Genomic DNA, 17,836 nt, shown 5'->3' with positions numbered 1-17,836 from the left:
ATTTCTTAAGTAATATCCTTTTTATAGAAAGGTTCTATTTTATATAGTTTCTGTTTGCCAATTTCCGATGAAGTCAATTCAGGAAAAGCTTTCTCCAATAATTTTATTTTTATAAAACGTTTTGAAACATAAAAAAAAGCAGGTCAAATGACCTACTTATATTATATTTCAATGTACAATTCTTAGTCTAAAACGAACTTAAAACCTGCTGTAATAATACTTGAACTAAAAGTTGTATCTCTATCGTATTTATAAAACTTTAAGTCAATACTTTTAAGTCCGAGTTTCCAAATGTGCATTTTTGTAAATATATCTGTATAGGATACTCCCATCCCAAATTGATTTGCTGAATATTTAGACAAATCATAATCTGAAGTGTAATACAAATCGGTCGATAAGGCTTCTTCATAGCCATTAAAATAATCCGCTGCAGATTGTTGGTAATGTCTATAAGAAGGATATACCGTAAATTTATCTGAAAGTTTTATGGGTACCTCTATACTTCCCGTATGCGAATTTATACCCCAATCGTCGTAATAATAGCGATAGAATGTTCGTACTACAACTGTTTCATTAATATACCAATGCAATCGTCCACCTGCTGCTACTTTAAAACGAGTTTCTGGCAATCGTTCTATGGCATCTGCCAATTGAAAATTCTCAATAAAAGAATCTGCTACATCAGCAAAATACACACGTTGAAAAGGAGTAGACAATAGTCCTTGCTGTTGAACAAAATCTAAGACCAAAGAACCTTGTAAGTTTTTACTCAGAATTTGAGAAAAACCAAATCCTAGAGAATACGAATTTCTTGTTTCATCAGAAAATTTATCGAAAATTGGACTGTAGTTAGCATTTCCGTTTATTGTTTTATTTAAAAAAAAGCCATTAGCTAAACCATTGGCACCATTGGCAAAAGGTCTAAGCTCCGACGGATATATCGAATTCCACTTATCTAGATACACGTTGGCATTTACACTTACCTCCGTATTTTTCTCGTTGAACAGTTTGGTTAAACCACCACCAAAACCCAATGAGAAATAATCATATTCAGATGAAACAGATAGTTTACCTGAAACAATGGTATTTCTATCATCAGAACTATGACCGAAGGAGCCAGATAAATTTGCCCAAGTATCTGAACTAGATGCGCCAGAACTTGCTACAAAAGGGTCGGCTGGCTGTCCACCATCAAAGGGGTCAACATTACTAGACGACGCAGATGTATACGCAGATACACCCGCATCAATCGTTAAAACATCATCATCGTTCAACGGAATAGAAACTACAAAGGTTCCTGTTACATCTGTTAATTCTTCTGTTCCAACACCACCGCTAACGGCTGCATTATCTCCATTTTGTCCATAATAACTCGTGAGAAAGTCTATCTCGACTGTCTCTAATACACGCTTTTTATAGGCACTAACAGAATCTTGACTTTGTTGCGCATAACTAGCAGAAAAAAAGAATATTATGACAATAAAGCATGCTTTTTTTAATATTTTCATATTGATTATCACCTTATTAATTACAGCCGCAGCCGCCACCCGTTTTACCTCCATTTGCACCAGCCGCAGCTTCTCTATACGAATGCATTGTAGTTACATTACGATCAACTTTCTTATCCTGCAAAACCATATCTGGATCGTTAATGTTTATTTTCTCGTATTCCTTCAAGACGGTACAGCTACTAAATGAAGCAGCTATCAAAGCAAAAATTAAAATCTTCTTTATCATGATCTCTCTATTTCTATATTCTTGGATGTGATGATATTTCCTTCATCATCAATAATTATACATTCAACTTGTGGTAATTGCTCAATTCGGTTTAAGCCTACCTCTATACCCATTACAAATACAGATGTTGCCAAAGCATCTGCCAATTCTGCTTTTGGAGCAAATATGGTAACACTGATAATTCCTGTAGCAGGATACCCAGTACGCGGGTCTATGATATGCGTATAGCGCACATTCTTGAATGTAACATACTTCTCGTAATTACCTGAAGTAACCACAGCTCCATTATTTATGGGCAGTAGCGCGAATACTTTATTTTTATCCATTGGATTGGTAATGGCAACTTTCCATTCGGTACCGTCTGGTTGTTTACCCCAGGTATTCATATCTCCAGATGCATTTATGATACCGGCTACCACTCCTTTAGAAATCAATAAATCTTTTGCTTTGTCTGCAGCATATCCTTTACCTATTGCACCAAATCCAATTTTCATTCCTTTCAGTTTCAAAAAAACAGTATTGTTTTCTTTATCCAAAATTATTTTATGGTACCCAACTTTTGACACAGAAGCATTAATAGAATCTACTGAAGGCATTTCGGTCATAGAACCGTCGAACTTCCAAATCTTGTCCATAGAGGCATAACTTATATCAAAAGCACCATCGGTCAATTTAGAAATACCTATTCCTCGCTGTATTAAATCGAATAATTCACGATCAACTTTCACAGGTTTAATGCCGGCATTTCTATTAATCTCTGATGTTTGTGAGTTTGGATCCCACGAAGATATAAGTTGTTCTATTCTTGATATCTCATTGATAACCAAATCTATGTGTTTGTTTGCATCAACAAGATCTTTAGCAACGACCGTAATATCGAAACGACTACCCATTAATTTTAGGGTACGTTTATAAGTCTCCTGGGAAAATAGTATACCAACAGAAAACAATGTTAAAATAAATAATACGTTCTTCACACTATTTTATGAATGAATTCATTTCATTTATATAATCTTTTGGAGCTAGCTTTTTATAACTCGTTTCGCCATAAACCTCACCATTACTATTCATGACCACCACAAAAGGAAATATTCCATTCTTGTTATATTTTTCCGCTAAATCTTTGTTCTTATCTGTTTGTTCAGGAGATAATGCATTATTTTTTCTTCTAGGAAAATCTGCCTGCAACATTACATAATGATTTTTAGCATAGGCTTTAAATTCATCCGTAGACCAAACTTCCCTATCGAGTTTAATACAAGGTGCACACCAATCTGAACCTTGAAAAATTAAAACAATAGGTAGGTCTTTTGATCTCGCCATTTCTTTTGCGGTATTAAAATCGGTTTGCCATTCTTGTGCAAAAGATGAAACCATTCCTGTTGCTATAAACAACACTAACAATATATACTTTTTCATAGCTTTTTATTAAATAGACTTAAACTAAGTCAATTACTATTCCATTTCTTATCTTTTAAAATCTCATTATTTTCTTAAAATAAAAAAATATTATTCCACTTACTCGCCTATCAAGCTAAACGCACCTTTGGTTAATAATTGTGTTCCTTGCTTAAAAATTGTCGTTTTGTCCAAAGCGGTCATATTCTGATAACTACCTTGGATCTTCACGGGTACCTGTTTAAAATAATAATTATTGTCCTTTACTTCATCTAAAAGAAGCACATATGATTGGTCATCAATTACCCCAATAGCAGCTGTAGGCAGTGCCATTTGAGTTGAGGAATCGATAATAATATTTGCCTCAACAAACATTCCTGTCAGAAAATTATTGGCCTCTTCATTTTCTAAATGAGCATGCACCTTAATTGTTCTATTTTCGTCAATTGAGGTACCTACCAAATGTACTTCTGCCTTGTAAATTTCTGTAGAAGCTTCGGGAATTCTAAATTCTACCTCTTGCCCTTTTTTAACTTTCATAATATCCTTTTCAAAAACAGATAATTCTAAATGAATATGGTCATTATTAATTATCTCCATAATTGAAAAAGAAGGTGAAACAAATGTTCCTCGTGTTACATTAACCTCTGTAATGCTGCCATCAATAGGCGCATAAATAGATGCCACAGAGCTTATAATACCATTTTCAACTTGCTCTGTCACTATATTCAACATGCTCAATTGCTTTCTTAGCCCATTGTATTTTGCCACCGCCGATTTATAATCGCTCTCTGCTTTTAGAAAACTTTTCTTAGAAGATATATTTTCAGCAACCATTGTTTGCTGACGATCAAACTCTGCCTTCAAATAACCTAATTGTCCATTTATCTCCATATATTCTTGCTGCATAGCCACGAACTCCGGATTTTCTATAGTAACCAACAATTGACCTTTTCGAACTGTATCGCCTATTAACAAAGGTGTTGTTTTAATATAACCACCCATTGTGGCACTAACTACTGCCCTATTCTCTGGTGGTACATCGATCATACCTGATGTGGTTACCATAATAGGGAATTCACTTTCTTTAATTTGCCCTAAACTCATACTATTTTGGTCAAATTGTTCTTGCGTAACTTGAATACGATCATCTGTGTTAACATCAGACGCTCCACTCTCTATGGTTTGCTTTTCTTTATCCCCACAACTTAAAACGATGGCGAAAATAAAAAGGATTATTATTATATATATGTTTTTTTGCATGATGTAGTATTTAGAAGGTTAAGAAATTAATGTCCGTTACTGTTTCATTGTACTCTTTCAACTTGTCTAGATAGCCTAATTTAATGTCATAGGCACTCTCTAAACTTTGTATATATTGGTAGAAATCAATTTCACCATTTTTAAAACTAATTTGAGCGGTTTTCAATATTTCATCGGATAGCTCCGCACCTTCATTCTCATAATAATTCAGTGAACTTTGAATCTGTGCTAACTGTTGCAACAAGATTTCTTGTTTTGACTTTATTTGAACCTTATAAGCTATAGACTCGGTTACGGCTCTTTCTTTAGCAATTTTAGAGGCTTTAATTCTAGCCGCTTGTCCACTAAAAAGTAAAGGAATTTTTAATCCTAATTGATATCCTAAAAGATTATCGTTCAATTCTGAATTTGTACCTTGAAAATACGTTAAGCTAATATCGGGCAGTAATTGTTGTTTTTCTAAATTACTCTCTGCCGCCATCAATTGCATGTTATTTTCATAATATTCAATCTCAGGAGTGGCGTCGACAATTATATCCTTTAATTCAATTTTAAGATCCAGTTCTTCAGATAGAACCAAACTATCCAATACCTGTATTGTTCGCATTAAATTAGCATATGCCATTGATACGTGCTGAATGGCTTGTTGATAATCTAGATTTATTTTTCGCTGTTTTGAAGCAGCTGTAATTTTTTCCAAATAATTAGTTTCTCCCAATTCGAATTTTCTAGCTGCGACAGATGAAAAGTTAGCGTACAAACTATCTAACCTTTTATAAACCCTAACTTTTTCACGTGCAATTTGATAGTCATAATACCCCACCGTAACTTCTTTTGTAATTGCCTTACTTTGAATATCATACTCACTCTGCACCAAATTATTCTTAACCCTATTCACTCTCTTTTCAGAAAAATAGGCTGTTGGGAAACGAAAATCTTGCTGCACTCCAAATACTTTTAACGGTACATTGTTTATAGCAAGATTATTTTCATCGTATTCATAATACACATGGGTTTTGTTAAAATTAAAGGCACTATTGATCATCGATTTAGATTCGTCAACTTTTAATTTACCTGCTTTTAAACCCATATTATTTTCAATCGCTAAGGGTATTAATTCGTCAAGATTTTTACTTTTTGATTCTTGTGCCGACACACCAATAGATATTAGTAGCGCTATAAACGCAAGACCATTTTTCAAAGTTGTTTTAGGAATTGGTTTTCTTGAATTATCATGACTTTCAAACATAGAATATAGTACAGGTAAAACCACCAAGGTTAATATAGTTGCGGTAAACAAACCTCCTATTACCACTGTTGCCAACGGTCGTTGAACTTCTGCCCCAGCATTTGTAGATATAGCCATGGGTAAAAACCCTAGTGCGGCTGCAGATGCCGTTAATAATACAGCACGTAAACGATCCTTAGTACCCTGCTTTATCAAATCTTCCATACTGTTAAACTCATGATTTTTCAATTCCTTAAAATGTTCTATTAATACAATTCCATTTAATACGGCAATACCAAAGAGTGCTATGAAACCTACCCCTGCAGAAATACTGAACGGCAAACCTCTAAGCCATAACAATAAAACGCCACCAACTGCCGCTAAAGGAATAGCAGAATAAATCATAAGCGCCTCTTTTACAGATTTGAAAGCAAAATATAACAGTATGAAAATGAGAATCAATGCAATAGGCACCGCTATTAAAAGTCGGTCACTAGCGCTCTGTAAATTTTCAAATTGCCCACCATAGGTAATGGTATATCCTACGGGTAACTTCACATTTTCATCTATCAGTTTTTGAATGTCGTCTACAACTGATTGTAAATCTCGGTTACGCACATTTACACCCACTACAGTTCGTCTCTTCGTATCATCTCTAGATATTTTTGCTGCGCCTTTTTTATAACTGATATCTGCCAATTCACTCAATGGTACTTTACCACCAGTTGGCAGGTCTACATATAAATTTTTGAGGTCATCGATATCTTGTCGCTTTGCCTTATCTAAGCGAACTACAAGATCAAAACGTTTTTCTCCTTCAAAAATACTGCCAGCGGTTTTGCCTGCAAAACCCATGGAAACCATATCGTTCAATTCTTGAATGTTCAATCCGAATCTGGCAATTTTAGCACGGTCATAATTAACGCTCATTTCAGGTAAACCGGCAATTTTCTCCACAATTATATCTGCAGCGCCTTCCACATTCTTTATCAATGCCCCGATCTCGTTGCCTTTTTTAGCGAGCACATCTAAATCAGGACCAAAAATCTTAATGGCGATATCTGCCCGTACACCGGTAATTAATTCATTGAACCGCATTTCTATAGGCTGGGTAAACTCTACTTCCATACCTGGTATTACAGCTAATGCCTCTTTGAATTTATCTGCCAACTCATCTTTGGAAGCAGCACTTGTCCATTCATCTTTTGGGGCAAGTTTGATAATTACATCACTCTCTTCCATAGACATAGGATCCGTCGGTACCTCGGCAGCGCCAATTCTAGTAACTACTTGTTGTACCTCTGGAAAATTCTTGAGAAGTATTTTTTCAATTTCGGTAGTTATCTCTACGGTCTTACTTAACGATGTTCCTGTTTTTAAAACAGGCTGTATTACAAAATCACCCTCATCTAAAGTGGGCACAAACTCTCCACCCATCGTTGTATAAAGGAAAATAGAACATAAAAGTAAAATTGACGCAATAGCCAAAACCAGTTTTTTACTTTGTAATGCCCAATGAATAATCGGTTCATATTTACTGTTCAACCATTTCATTAAACGAACCGAAATATTCTTATTTGATTCTTTTGAAGGCTTTAAGAAAATTGAAGCAGCAACAGGTACATACGTAAAACAAAATATCATTGCCCCGATTAAAGCAAAACTAAAAGTCAATGCCATGGGCTTGAACATTTTGCCTTCTACTCCGCTCAAAGACAGAATAGGTATAAATACGATTAAAATGATCAGCTGTCCAAAAATGGCAGAATTCATCATTTTTGAAGCTCCATTAAAAGTAATCTCATCCTTAAGATTTTGCTTTTCTAATTTGCCTAGGTTATTTATTTCATGCTGTTTTCTGGTTATTTCGAAGGCAATGAATTCTACAATAATTACAGCGCCGTCAATGATAATCCCGAAATCTATAGCCCCCAAACTCATTAAATTGGCGTCTACTCCGAAAATATACATCAACGATAAAGCAAAAAGTAAACACAAGGGAATTACTGAAGCCACTACCAAACCTGATCTAAAATTACCTAACAGTAATACGACCACGAAAATTACGATCAAACATCCTAGGACTAAATTTTCGGTTACCGTGAAAGTCGTTTTAGCAATAAGTTCACTTCGTTCTAAAAACGGATTAATGTAAACACCTTGAGGTAATGACTTCGAAATTTCAGCAACTCGTTCTTTAACCGCTTCGATTACTTTTTTAGAGTTCGCATCTTTAAGCATCATTACTTGCCCTAAAACTTTTTCTCCCTCCCCATTTCCGGTAATTGCTCCAAATCTTATTGCACTACCGAAATCAACAATTGCTATATCTTTAATATAAATAGGGATACCATCTTTATTCTTGATGACGATATTTCGAATGTCTTCTAGCGATGAAACCAATCCTTCTCCACGAATAAAGTATGCTTGATTTACCTTTTCTATATAACCGCCGCCAGAAACACTATTATTACTTTCCAATGCCTTAAATACATCGCTCGAAGTAATATTCATGGCATTTAGCTTCTGAGTATTTATGGCAACCTCATATTGCTTTAAAAATCCGCCCCATGTATTGACCTCTACAACACCAGGTATGCCAGACAATTGTCGCTTAACAATCCAATCTTGGATCGTTCTTAATTCGTTTGTGGTATAATCATCTTTATACTCTGGTTCGACCTCAAGTATATATTGATAAATCTCCCCCAAACCCGTAGTTATAGGTCCCATTTGTGGAGTGCCAAAACCTGATGGTATTTTTTCCGAAGCCGATGCTATTTTTTCGGCAATGAGCTGTCTTGGCAAATACGTTCCTAAATCATCTTCAAACACTATAGTGACTACCGATAAGCCAAACTTTGATACTGAACGAATTTCCTTAACCCCGGGTAAGTTTGCCATTTCCAACTCCACAGGATAGGTGATAAATTGCTCCATATCTTGAGTAGAAAGATTACGTGACGTCGTAATTACCTGCACTTGGTTATTCGTCACATCTGGTACCGCCCCAATGGGAATCTGTGATAGAGAATATAAACCGTATCCAATAATAAATACGGTAAATAATAGAATAATAAGCTTATTCCTTAAACTAAAATTAATGATATGTGATAGCATATTTTCATATAAATCAATGTTAAACGCCCTACTTCGATTTTATGAAATAGAACTTAAAAATTTAAAAAATCGACTGTATTATGAAATGCGGGGTGGCTGTAAAATACTCTTTGTATGCAGAGAGGAGGTAGGTGCCTGATAGTGAAAATTTAAAACATTAAAATCTATTACCTCGAATTGATTTAATTCAGTTTTAAAAGGATTTATAACCATATCAGCAACCGAAGTTATTGAGCTGCTATGATTAAAAGGCAATTTTTCATGATCTTTCTTTTCTTCTTGATGGTCTCTTTGATGCTCTAACTTTAAGTCTCCATAATGTTTGGAAAGAAAAACGATAATATTATCGCCATATTGAGCCTTGTGAAATTCTGCATGTTCAATTAATTCATCTAACTGAATAATATCATCATAGTGCACACCAAAACTTTGCAACAAAATGAGCGAAGATATTAGTATGGAAAACAGTTTATACACAATGGTAAAATTAAATAAAATTATTAATACGACCTATTTAAAACTTAAATCATAAATAAAACTACATCTAGTTTTTTTTACATTTCATAAACATTTTCAATCCTTTAAATTATATATATCTCTAAGTACGGAAATCACTTTACCCTCATCATAAGTCTCTAAATCATATCTTATTATAAGCTTAGTACCTAATGGTGCATAATAATAAACTATCCAAGCATCAGCTTCCCCTACTCCGATACAACCATTTGAATATGCCTTTCCTAATGTTTTAGGATTTGTCGTCGGGTGTATCATTTGACCATTTCTAACATTATTAATTTCAGTTTCTATCCAAGGTATTTGGGGCATCATTGTCGTTTTACCATCATCTCTTCGAGTTACATAAAAACGTTTGCCATCTACAGGATTATAAAAATCTGGATGCTTAATATGTTTCACAATACTACCTATTCCCGTTTTGGTTCTTAAGTCAGTGACTCGATCTCCAAATTTTAAATATCGCTCCCTATATTGACCTACCCTAATTGGAAAAGTATATAACAATATCGAATCTTGAAAAATCCTTAATTTATATTCCGGAATATTAATGTCTAATTCAGTGTTAAAAAAATTGTTCAGCAACTTACTGGCACTTAGAGAATCTGGAATATTTAATTGGCTTCCTTTTGGAAGTACTATCATTTGCCTTTGATCATAAACAAATGAATCGCGCGCCATCATTCTATAATAATCAGTATTTGCCAGTGTTTCTATAATCCAAGGATTATTATTAACCAAAAGATGCTCAGTTAATTCATATGGTACTACCGAATCGTATTTACTTACTACAGAATCCATGAATTCAAAATACGTTCCAATCCTAACATTCTTGGTCACTATAAATTGTTTATGGCTTGGCACCTCTTTAATATGAGGTGTAGTACCAATTTTGGTCTGTTCTTTTTCTATGCTTAAAGGATTACTAAAATTGCATGAAATATAAAGAAAGACTGTGACCATAATAGATGAATAAAGGTAGGGTGTCTTTTTAATCATTCAGTATTCCATTTTTACACTTATACATTATATTTTCATTTCAATTTTTTGGTTAAACTTGTTCTTCCTATCTATACTAATAAACCAAATTTTAAAATGGATAATTTTCACTTAACTATAACTATTATAATGGTATAAATATAATTAGCCACCTTATAGAAAAGAATGACCGTAGTCATGCTCTTTTATATCTGGTTTCACCAAACCACCATTTCGTTTCCATTTTTTTTTCAATAAGCCCAAATCTTTTTACAGCATGTTCTTTAAGATGTTCCTGCATTTCGTCCACAGAATCGGTCAAAAACAATAAATTCATATCTTCTTTAGAAATACTTTCTCTTTCGCTCATCATTTTTATATGATCGTACAGCTCTTTATGGTATTCCTTACCGAAAAGAACGACCGGAAAGTGATGAATCATCTTTGTTTGTATTAAGGTTAAGGCCTCAAAAAGCTCGTCCAATGTTCCTATACCTCCAGGCATCACCACAAAAGCATATGAATATTTCAACAGCAAAAACTTACGCACGAAGAAATAAGGGATATTTATCCATTTATGGAGATATGGATTGGGCTTCTGTTCAAATGGCAATATAATATTGCATCCAACCGAATAACCATTATTAAGATATGCACCTTTATTTGCGGCTTCCATAATGCCAGGACCACCACCGGTCATAACTGCAAAACCCATTTTTGAAAGTGCCTTACCAACTTCTTCGGCCATTTTGTAATTCTCATTTTCTTCGTCAAATCTCGCTGATCCAAATACCGTTACACAAGGACCAATGAAATGAAGTTTTCGAAAGGCTCGTATAAAATGGTATTGTACTTTAATAGTAAACCAAAGTTCCTCAAATCGGCTTCTTGGTCCATCTAAAAAATCACGTTCCTCGCTTAGATAAAAGGAATTTAAATTCCTTTTTGATTCGTCTTGCATCTTATATTCAATTGTTCAACGATAAATGTAGACTAAACCTAATCCTGTTAAAATGACAATTCTCATAATACTTTCATGATATTGGTCATTTTTAAAGTAGTAGTTTCAAATTACTTTTGAGCATGGCCGATAGCATAAATACTGTATTTGCAAAATCGAAAATGGTCGTGCGAATAAAACAATTCTTTATACAGATTGGAGAACTGTCTAATTTCTCGGGACGCTTTTTCAAAGAGATCTTTACGGCTCCTTTCGAGTTCAAGGAGCTTTTACGCCAATGCTATCAAATGGGTAACCGGTCATTAATACTTGTCTGTATGACAGGTTTTATTATCGGTTTGGTACTTACATTGCAATCTAGACCTACAATGATTCAATTCGGGGCAGTATCAATGATGCCCAATATGGTTGGTATCTCTATTGTCAGGGAAATAGGACCGGTTATTACGGCCTTAATTTGTGCTGGTCGTATTGCCTCTGGCATTGGCGCCGAACTAGGTTCGATGAAGGTTACCGAACAAATTGACGCAATGGAGGTTTCAGGCACCAACCCTTTTAAATATTTAGTTGTAACCCGAATTTTAGCAACAACCTTAATGATTCCTATTTTGGTAGTCTTTGGAGACTTAATTGCACTTCTCGGTTCTGCTTTGGTTGAAAATATAAAAGGACAAGTATCTTTTCAACTCTATTTCAATACGGTTTTTGATGCACTAAGTTTTGGAGATTTGGTACCTGCCACTGTAAAAACTTTCTTTTTTGGATTTGTAATCGGATTAGTTGGATGTTTTAAAGGCTTTAATAGCAAGAAAGGTACGGCAGGTGTAGGTATTGCTGCCAATACTGCTGTGGTAATGGCATCACTATTGTTATTTGTTGTAGATTTTATAGCCGTCTTTATTTCTGATATTTTCTATGAACTATAATATGGAAAAAGATATAACCAACATACAGACCAAAAATTTTCAAAAATCGAATAATGGTACAGAGCGAAAAGCCGTCATTCGTATTAAAGATGCCACTAAAAGTTTTGGTGACAACCATGTGTTGAACGGTTTTAACATGATACTTTATGAAGGTGAAAATCTAGTGGTCATGGGCAAATCGGGTTCTGGAAAATCTGTTATGATAAAATGCTTGGTAGGTTTGATGTCCCCTGATAGTGGTTATATAGAGGTGATGGGAAAAGAAATATCCACTTTGGACCGTCAAACTTTGGATGATCTACGTTCAGATATTGGTTTTCTTTTTCAAGGTAGCGCCTTATATGATTCTATGACCGTTCGCGAGAATTTAGAATTCCCCATGCGAAGACACAAAGAGAAATTGGGTATTTTTCAAGACACCACACCACTTGTGATGGAAGCATTGGAAAATGTAGGTTTGGGCCATACCATGGATTTAATGCCTGAAGAGCTTTCAGGAGGTATGAAAAGACGCATTGCGTTGGCGCGAACATTAATTTTGAAACCAAAAATAATCTTATACGATGAGCCAACTAGTGGGCTAGACCCAATTACGGCTAAAGAGATTATTGAATTGATGCGGAGCATTCAAAGGAAATATGGAACAAGTTCTTTAATCATTACTCATGATGTGGACTGTGCACGAGTAATTTCTGAGCGAATGATTCTTTTGGTCGATGGCATAAATTATGCTGAAGGAACATATTCTGAGTTATCAGCATCAACAGACCCAAAAGTAGAAGCATTCTTTAAAAAATAATATTATGTCTAAAACAAAATTGGAAAATTTAAGGTTGGGTATTTTCGTAGTATTAGGAATTACCTTGCTACTCTTTGCTGCATACCTTATAGGTAACCGACAAAATATGTTCACTAAAACTTTTGAAGTTAGTGCCGTTTTTAAAAATGCAACCGGACTTCAAAATGGAAATAATGTTCGTTTTTCCGGAATTAATGTGGGCACGGTTAATAGCATTGAAATGATAAATGATACCACGATCAGGGTGCGAATGATTATAGAGGATGAAATGCGAAACCACATTAAAAAAGATGCTATTGCTAGTATTGGAACCAATGGATTGGTCGGTAGCATGATTATCAATATTATTCCTGGGAAAGGAACAAGTTCTCTCATCAGTGCTGGAGACGAATTACAATCTTCAAACAAAATAGGTACACAAGATATGATGAGCACATTAAATGTGACCAATGAAAATGCTGCTTTATTAACGGCTGACCTACTAAAGATAACCCAAGCCCTCAACCAAGGTAAGGGAACCTTGGGTAAATTACTCAACGACACAATAATGTCGAATGACTTGCAGAAAACTATTCTAAATCTTAAAAACGCGAGTAACAGTGCAAGTGTTACCATAATCGAATTGAACAAAATGGCAAAGAAATTGAATTTTGAAGAGAGCACTGCCGGTGTTTTATTAAGCGATACTATTACTGGTGGCAAAATGAAAAATGTTATTGAACATCTTGAGACAACCGCTATTGAAATAGAAAAAATGTCACAAAACCTTAATTCAATTATTGGTGGAATAAATGAAGGAAATGGGGCTATAAACTATTTTACCAAAGACTCTTTATTTGTTAACCAACTAGAACGTAGTATGCAAAACATAGAACAAGGAACAGCTCGTTTCAATGAGAACATGGAAGCCTTAAAACACAATTTTCTTACAAGGGGTTATTTTAGAAAATTAGAGAAAAAGGAAAATAAAAATAAAAATTAAACGTAATACATCGAAACCTAAATAAACCCAATTTTATATTTTAAAATGGCCTAAGCCTTATAACGCATCACCTTTTTATATGTTTAAATTACATTTACTTCAAAATTTTCGCGAACTTCAAATCTTTATCATTGAATAAAGCTACATCAAGTCTTAACACTAATTAATTCCATTAATTTATTAAACACCCATAACTCTAAATACGTGAGTAAAGCTATATATATTGTAACAACTGAACCTAATAGTGGAAAATCCATTGTTTCCTTGGGCCTTATGCAACTTTTATTGGGTAAAACTGCCAAAGTAGGCTATTTCAGACCTATAATAGATGACGTTTCAAAAGGAAAAACAGACAACCATATCGATACGGTTTTAAGTTACTTCAATGTAGACATGAAACCTGAAGAAGCTTATGCTTATACACGTAGCCAAGTGGTGCAATTAAAAAACGAGGACAAAGACGATGAAATTGTTGGCCATATCATTCATAAATACAAGACTATTGAAAATCGCTACGATTTTGTTCTTGTAGAAGGCACCGATTTCTCTGGAGAAGGTGCTATTATAGAATGGGATATCAATGTACTAATTGCTAAAAATTTAGGTATACCTGCCATTATTTTGGCTAGTGGGAAAAATAAGTCCTTAGATGAACTTTTAGGCAACCTTTACATGGCCTACGACTCGTTTATGGAGAAAGGTGTTGAAGTTTTGCTAATTATAGCAAATAAAGTACAAGCTGAAAATATAGATATAGTCACAAATGGACTTAAGGAAAAACTACCTAGCAATGTGTTGGTCGCTACAATTCCCATCAATACTATTTTAGGTAGCCCAACAGTAAAGGAAATTGCCCAAGAATTAGATGCTAAAATTCTTTTTGGTGTAGATTTTATCAATAATCAGGTTGGTAGTTTTAGTGTTGGTGCCATGCAGTTACGTAATTATTTAACTCATTTAAAAAAAGAAAGCTTGGTGATTACACCAGGAGATCGGGCAGATATAATTTTGGGCGCCTTACAAGCCAATATTTCTACCAATTACCCCAATCTTTCTGGTATTGTTCTCACCGGCGGACTTATTCCTGAAGCGTCTATCATTAAATTAATAGAAGGTCTATCAGGTATTATTCCAATTCTTTCAGTAGAAGGTGGCACTTATTCGGTGACTAATAAAATTGGAACTATTAGACCACGTATTTACGCCGAGAACAAAGAGAAAATAATTACTTCCATTCAAGAATTTGAAAAACATGTTCCAACAAAAGAATTGTCTGAACGGTTAATTACGTTTAAAGCAAAAGGTATTACACCTAGAATGTTTCAATATAATTTGCTTCAAAAAGCCAAATCTGCTAAAAAACATATCGTATTACCTGAAGGGTTGGATGAGCGAATTCTTTTAGCCACTAAAAAGTTAATCGATGCTGATGCCGTATCCTTAACCTTACTAGGAAATAGAGATCAGATTAAAGCCAAAATAACAGAATTGGATATCGATTTAGACCTCAATGATATTGAGATTATTGACCCTACAACATCCGACCAATTTCTTGAATATGCAACTACATTATTTGAATTACGAAAGCATAAAAATGTGAATTTGACCATGGCCAAAGATTTAATGGAAGATGTTTCTTATTATGGCACTATGATGGTATACAAAGGCCATGCAGATGGAATGGTGTCAGGGGCTGTACACACGACACAACATACGATACGACCCGCACTTCAATTTATTAAAACTAGACCTGATGTCTCTATAGTATCTTCAATTTTCTTTATGTGTTTACCTAATAGAGTAACCGTTTTTGGAGATTGTGCCATAAATCCGAACCCAACTGCAGAACAATTGTCTGAAATAGCTATTTCATCAGCAGCCACAAGTACTGCTTTTGGTATAGAGCCAAAAATTGCCATGCTCTCTTATTCCTCTGGTGCCTCTGGTGTGGGGGAAGATGTTGATAGGGTACGAAAGGCCACCGAAATCATAAAGGAAAAAAGACCAAACCTTAAAGTAGAGGGTCCTATTCAATACGATGCAGCGGTTGATACCAAAGTCGGACTCAGTAAATTACCAGATTCTGAGGTAGCAGGACAGGCAAGCGTTTTTATATTTCCTGATTTAAATACAGGAAATAATACATACAAGGCTGTACAAAGGGAAACTGGAGCTTTAGCAATCGGCCCAATGCTACAAGGCCTTAATAAACCCGTAAATGATTTAAGTCGTGGCTGTACCGTAGATGATATTTTTAATACAGTCATAATCACCGCAATTCAGGCACAGGGTCTTTAAAAAACTATTTTTATGAATATTTTAATTATCAATTCTGGCAGTTCTTCCATAAAATATCAACTTTTGGAAATGCCTTCAGCTCAAGTTATTTGTGCTGGCATGATAGAGCGTATTGGTAGTACCGAAGCTATTTCAACATTTAAATCCCAAGATTATAAAATTGAAAGAATCTGCGAAATCAAAAATCATAAAGAAGGTCTCGAAAGAATAACTGCACTATTACTTGATTCTGATAAAGGAGTTCTTAATAGTACTAAAGAAATTGATGCCATTGGGCATCGCGTGGTACATGGTGGCAACGCATTAACTGAAACTACTTTAATAAACAATGAAGTTAAGAATAAAATTAAACTATTCTCTTCTTTAGCACCTTTACATAATCCTGCCAATCTTGTAGGAATTGAAATGGCTGAAAAATTATTTAATTCTGCAAAGCAAATAGCGGTGTTTGATACTGCCTTTCACGCAACGGTACCTGTAAAAGCAAAAAAATATGCTATACCTAATAAATTTTATGATGATGAAGGAATTCAGGCTTATGGGTTTCATGGCACTAGTCACAAATACGTTTCTAAGAAAGCATCAGAATACTTAAGAAATAAAAATGCCAAACTCATTTCTATTCATCTAGGAAACGGATGCAGTATTACTGCAGTTAAAAATGGAAAAAGTATAGATCATAGTATGGGTTTTGCCCCATCAAACGGACTCGTAATGGGTTCTAGAAGCGGGGATATTGACCATGCTATTATCTTTTATATGATAAATACTTTAGGCTATAGTTTAGACGAGGTAAATGAACTCTTGAATAAAAAGAGTGGTATGCTTGGTCTTACCGGTTTTAATGATTTACGTGATATTGAAAGCGAAGCCAATAAAGGTAATGCCAGCTGTATTTTAGCTTTGGAAATGAACGCTTACCGAATTAAAAAATATATTGGGGCATATATTGCAGCTTTGAACGGTTTAGATGCAATCATATTCACAGCGGGTATTGGTGAGAATTCAAGTTTAATGCGCAAACTAGTTTGCAAGGATATGGACTTTTTTAATATTCATTTAGATGATGCTAAAAATGATTTAAAATCATCGACTATTCGAGAAGTAAACGCAATAGAAACTAAGGTCAAAATATTAGTAATACCTACGAATGAAGAATTAGAAATTGCAAATCAAGTGTTCGCCTTATTAACCTAGATGGCATGAAATATTATATTAAATAGGAATCATCAAGAAAAAACTTAATAATCGAACCTTAGTAAATTCCCAATAGAATTCATTCTTAAAGCACCTTCTACTTTAACCTTATATAGTTACATCACCATATATTTTTTTCGTATTATTTCGACGATTTCACTTGAAACTTGGCATTTCTAAAAGGAGCATTCACGTTTCTATAATTCGATTTTGCTGTTCTAAATTCTAGTGTCGGTATTCTTCCTATAGGAATATTTTAAACCTATGATTTATATCATTTCTAAAGGCTGCTACCCTTTTTACATTTACCATCCCATGAAGTTAAAACTACAGGAAATTAAGATAGCATTGTTCGCACGAGAACATCCCTCTTATTTCCCATTTCATAGTCATGGCCTGGAGTAGACAAATATAATTACGGATAGATGAAAAG

The 17,836-nt window shown here is 34.5% G+C and carries 14 protein-coding genes; 5 read left to right on the top strand and 9 right to left on the bottom strand.

The features are described from left to right. Positions 1-182: 182 nt before the first annotated feature. The 9 genes from AACZ49_RS16255 to AACZ49_RS16215 all read right to left on the bottom strand — a co-directional run bounded on the left by AACZ49_RS16255 (position 183) and on the right by AACZ49_RS16215 (position 11,201). On the bottom strand, positions 183-1,508 hold the full coding sequence (locus AACZ49_RS16255) for a DUF3570 domain-containing protein (protein ID WP_339657068.1): 1,326 nt from the start codon (positions 1,506-1,508) through the stop codon (positions 183-185). A 16-nt stretch (positions 1,509-1,524) separates the two neighbouring features. Beyond that, positions 1,525-1,737 carry a DUF4266 domain-containing protein gene (locus AACZ49_RS16250; RefSeq protein WP_339657066.1) on the bottom strand — a complete coding sequence of 71 codons (213 nt, stop codon included), beginning with the start codon at positions 1,735-1,737 and terminating at the stop codon, positions 1,525-1,527. Then, a complete protein-coding gene (locus tag AACZ49_RS16245) occupies positions 1,734-2,714 on the bottom strand; it encodes an FAD:protein FMN transferase (protein ID WP_339657064.1) in 981 nt (326 codons plus the stop codon). The genes AACZ49_RS16250 and AACZ49_RS16245 overlap by 4 nt, the downstream gene beginning before the upstream one ends. Before the next feature lies 1 nt (position 2,715). Further along, positions 2,716-3,156, bottom strand: coding sequence for a thioredoxin family protein (locus AACZ49_RS16240; protein ID WP_339657062.1), 441 nt, complete (start codon positions 3,154-3,156; stop codon positions 2,716-2,718). 99 nt (positions 3,157-3,255) lie between these two features. Then, positions 3,256-4,398, bottom strand: a complete 1,143-nt coding sequence (locus AACZ49_RS16235) for an efflux RND transporter periplasmic adaptor subunit (protein WP_339657060.1) — start codon at positions 4,396-4,398, stop codon at positions 3,256-3,258. 10 nt (positions 4,399-4,408) lie between these two features. Beyond that, positions 4,409-8,746 carry a CusA/CzcA family heavy metal efflux RND transporter gene (locus AACZ49_RS16230; protein WP_339657058.1) on the bottom strand — a complete coding sequence of 1,446 codons (4,338 nt, stop codon included), beginning with the start codon at positions 8,744-8,746 and terminating at the stop codon, positions 4,409-4,411. Positions 8,747-8,824: 78 nt separating this feature from the next. Further along, positions 8,825-9,223 carry a hypothetical protein gene (locus AACZ49_RS16225; RefSeq protein ID WP_339657056.1) on the bottom strand — a complete coding sequence of 133 codons (399 nt, stop codon included), beginning with the start codon at positions 9,221-9,223 and terminating at the stop codon, positions 8,825-8,827. Between the two features lie 96 nt (positions 9,224-9,319). Further along, on the bottom strand, positions 9,320-10,261 hold the full coding sequence (locus AACZ49_RS16220; protein ID WP_339657054.1) for a L,D-transpeptidase: 942 nt from the start codon (positions 10,259-10,261) through the stop codon (positions 9,320-9,322). Positions 10,262-10,436: 175 nt separating this feature from the next. Continuing rightward, positions 10,437-11,201, bottom strand: coding sequence for a TIGR00730 family Rossman fold protein (locus AACZ49_RS16215; RefSeq protein WP_339657052.1), 765 nt, complete (start codon positions 11,199-11,201; stop codon positions 10,437-10,439). A 122-nt stretch (positions 11,202-11,323) separates the two neighbouring features. On the opposite strand from AACZ49_RS16215, the gene AACZ49_RS16210 reads away from it, so the two are divergent. The 5 genes from AACZ49_RS16210 to AACZ49_RS16190 all read left to right on the top strand — a co-directional run bounded on the left by AACZ49_RS16210 (position 11,324) and on the right by AACZ49_RS16190 (position 17,403). Continuing rightward, entirely contained in the window at positions 11,324-12,127 is an 804-nt protein-coding gene (locus AACZ49_RS16210; protein WP_339657050.1) for an ABC transporter permease, read from the top strand. Position 12,128: 1 nt separating this feature from the next. Next, positions 12,129-12,926 (top strand): ATP-binding cassette domain-containing protein, encoded by a 798-nt coding sequence (locus AACZ49_RS16205; RefSeq protein ID WP_339657048.1) that lies wholly within the window; start codon positions 12,129-12,131, stop codon positions 12,924-12,926. Positions 12,927-12,930: 4 nt separating this feature from the next. Further along, complete coding sequence (locus AACZ49_RS16200; protein ID WP_339657046.1) at positions 12,931-13,908, top strand: MlaD family protein; 978 nt, start codon at positions 12,931-12,933, stop codon at positions 13,906-13,908. Positions 13,909-14,112: 204 nt separating this feature from the next. Continuing rightward, positions 14,113-16,206, top strand: coding sequence for a phosphate acetyltransferase (pta, locus tag AACZ49_RS16195; protein ID WP_339657044.1), 2,094 nt, complete (start codon positions 14,113-14,115; stop codon positions 16,204-16,206). Positions 16,207-16,218: 12 nt separating this feature from the next. Beyond that, positions 16,219-17,403 (top strand): acetate kinase, encoded by a 1,185-nt coding sequence (locus AACZ49_RS16190; protein ID WP_339657042.1) that lies wholly within the window; start codon positions 16,219-16,221, stop codon positions 17,401-17,403. The last annotated feature ends 433 nt before the right edge of the window (positions 17,404-17,836 follow it).

The organism is uncultured Maribacter sp., assembly GCF_963975365.1.
Lineage (GTDB): Bacteria > Bacteroidota > Bacteroidia > Flavobacteriales > Flavobacteriaceae > Maribacter.
Note: the sequence above shows the minus strand (reverse complement) of the source record. Positions and strands in the feature narration are given on the sequence as shown.

Coding starts and splice junctions, on each gene's coding strand:
- AACZ49_RS16255 (WP_339657068.1), bottom strand. CDS start 1,508: ATGAAAATATTAAAAAAAGCATGCTTTATTGTCATAATATTCTTTTTT.
- AACZ49_RS16250 (WP_339657066.1), bottom strand. CDS start 1,737: ATGATAAAGAAGATTTTAATTTTTGCTTTGATAGCTGCTTCATTTAGT.
- AACZ49_RS16240 (WP_339657062.1), bottom strand. CDS start 3,156: ATGAAAAAGTATATATTGTTAGTGTTGTTTATAGCAACAGGAATGGTT.
- AACZ49_RS16235 (WP_339657060.1), bottom strand. CDS start 4,398: ATGCAAAAAAACATATATATAATAATAATCCTTTTTATTTTCGCCATC.
- AACZ49_RS16230 (WP_339657058.1), bottom strand. CDS start 8,746: ATGCTATCACATATCATTAATTTTAGTTTAAGGAATAAGCTTATTATT.
- AACZ49_RS16220 (WP_339657054.1), bottom strand. CDS start 10,261: ATGATTAAAAAGACACCCTACCTTTATTCATCTATTATGGTCACAGTC.
- AACZ49_RS16215 (WP_339657052.1), bottom strand. CDS start 11,201: ATGCAAGACGAATCAAAAAGGAATTTAAATTCCTTTTATCTAAGCGAG.
- AACZ49_RS16210 (WP_339657050.1), top strand. CDS start 11,324: ATGGCCGATAGCATAAATACTGTATTTGCAAAATCGAAAATGGTCGTG.
- AACZ49_RS16205 (WP_339657048.1), top strand. CDS start 12,129: ATGGAAAAAGATATAACCAACATACAGACCAAAAATTTTCAAAAATCG.
- AACZ49_RS16200 (WP_339657046.1), top strand. CDS start 12,931: ATGTCTAAAACAAAATTGGAAAATTTAAGGTTGGGTATTTTCGTAGTA.
- AACZ49_RS16190 (WP_339657042.1), top strand. CDS start 16,219: ATGAATATTTTAATTATCAATTCTGGCAGTTCTTCCATAAAATATCAA.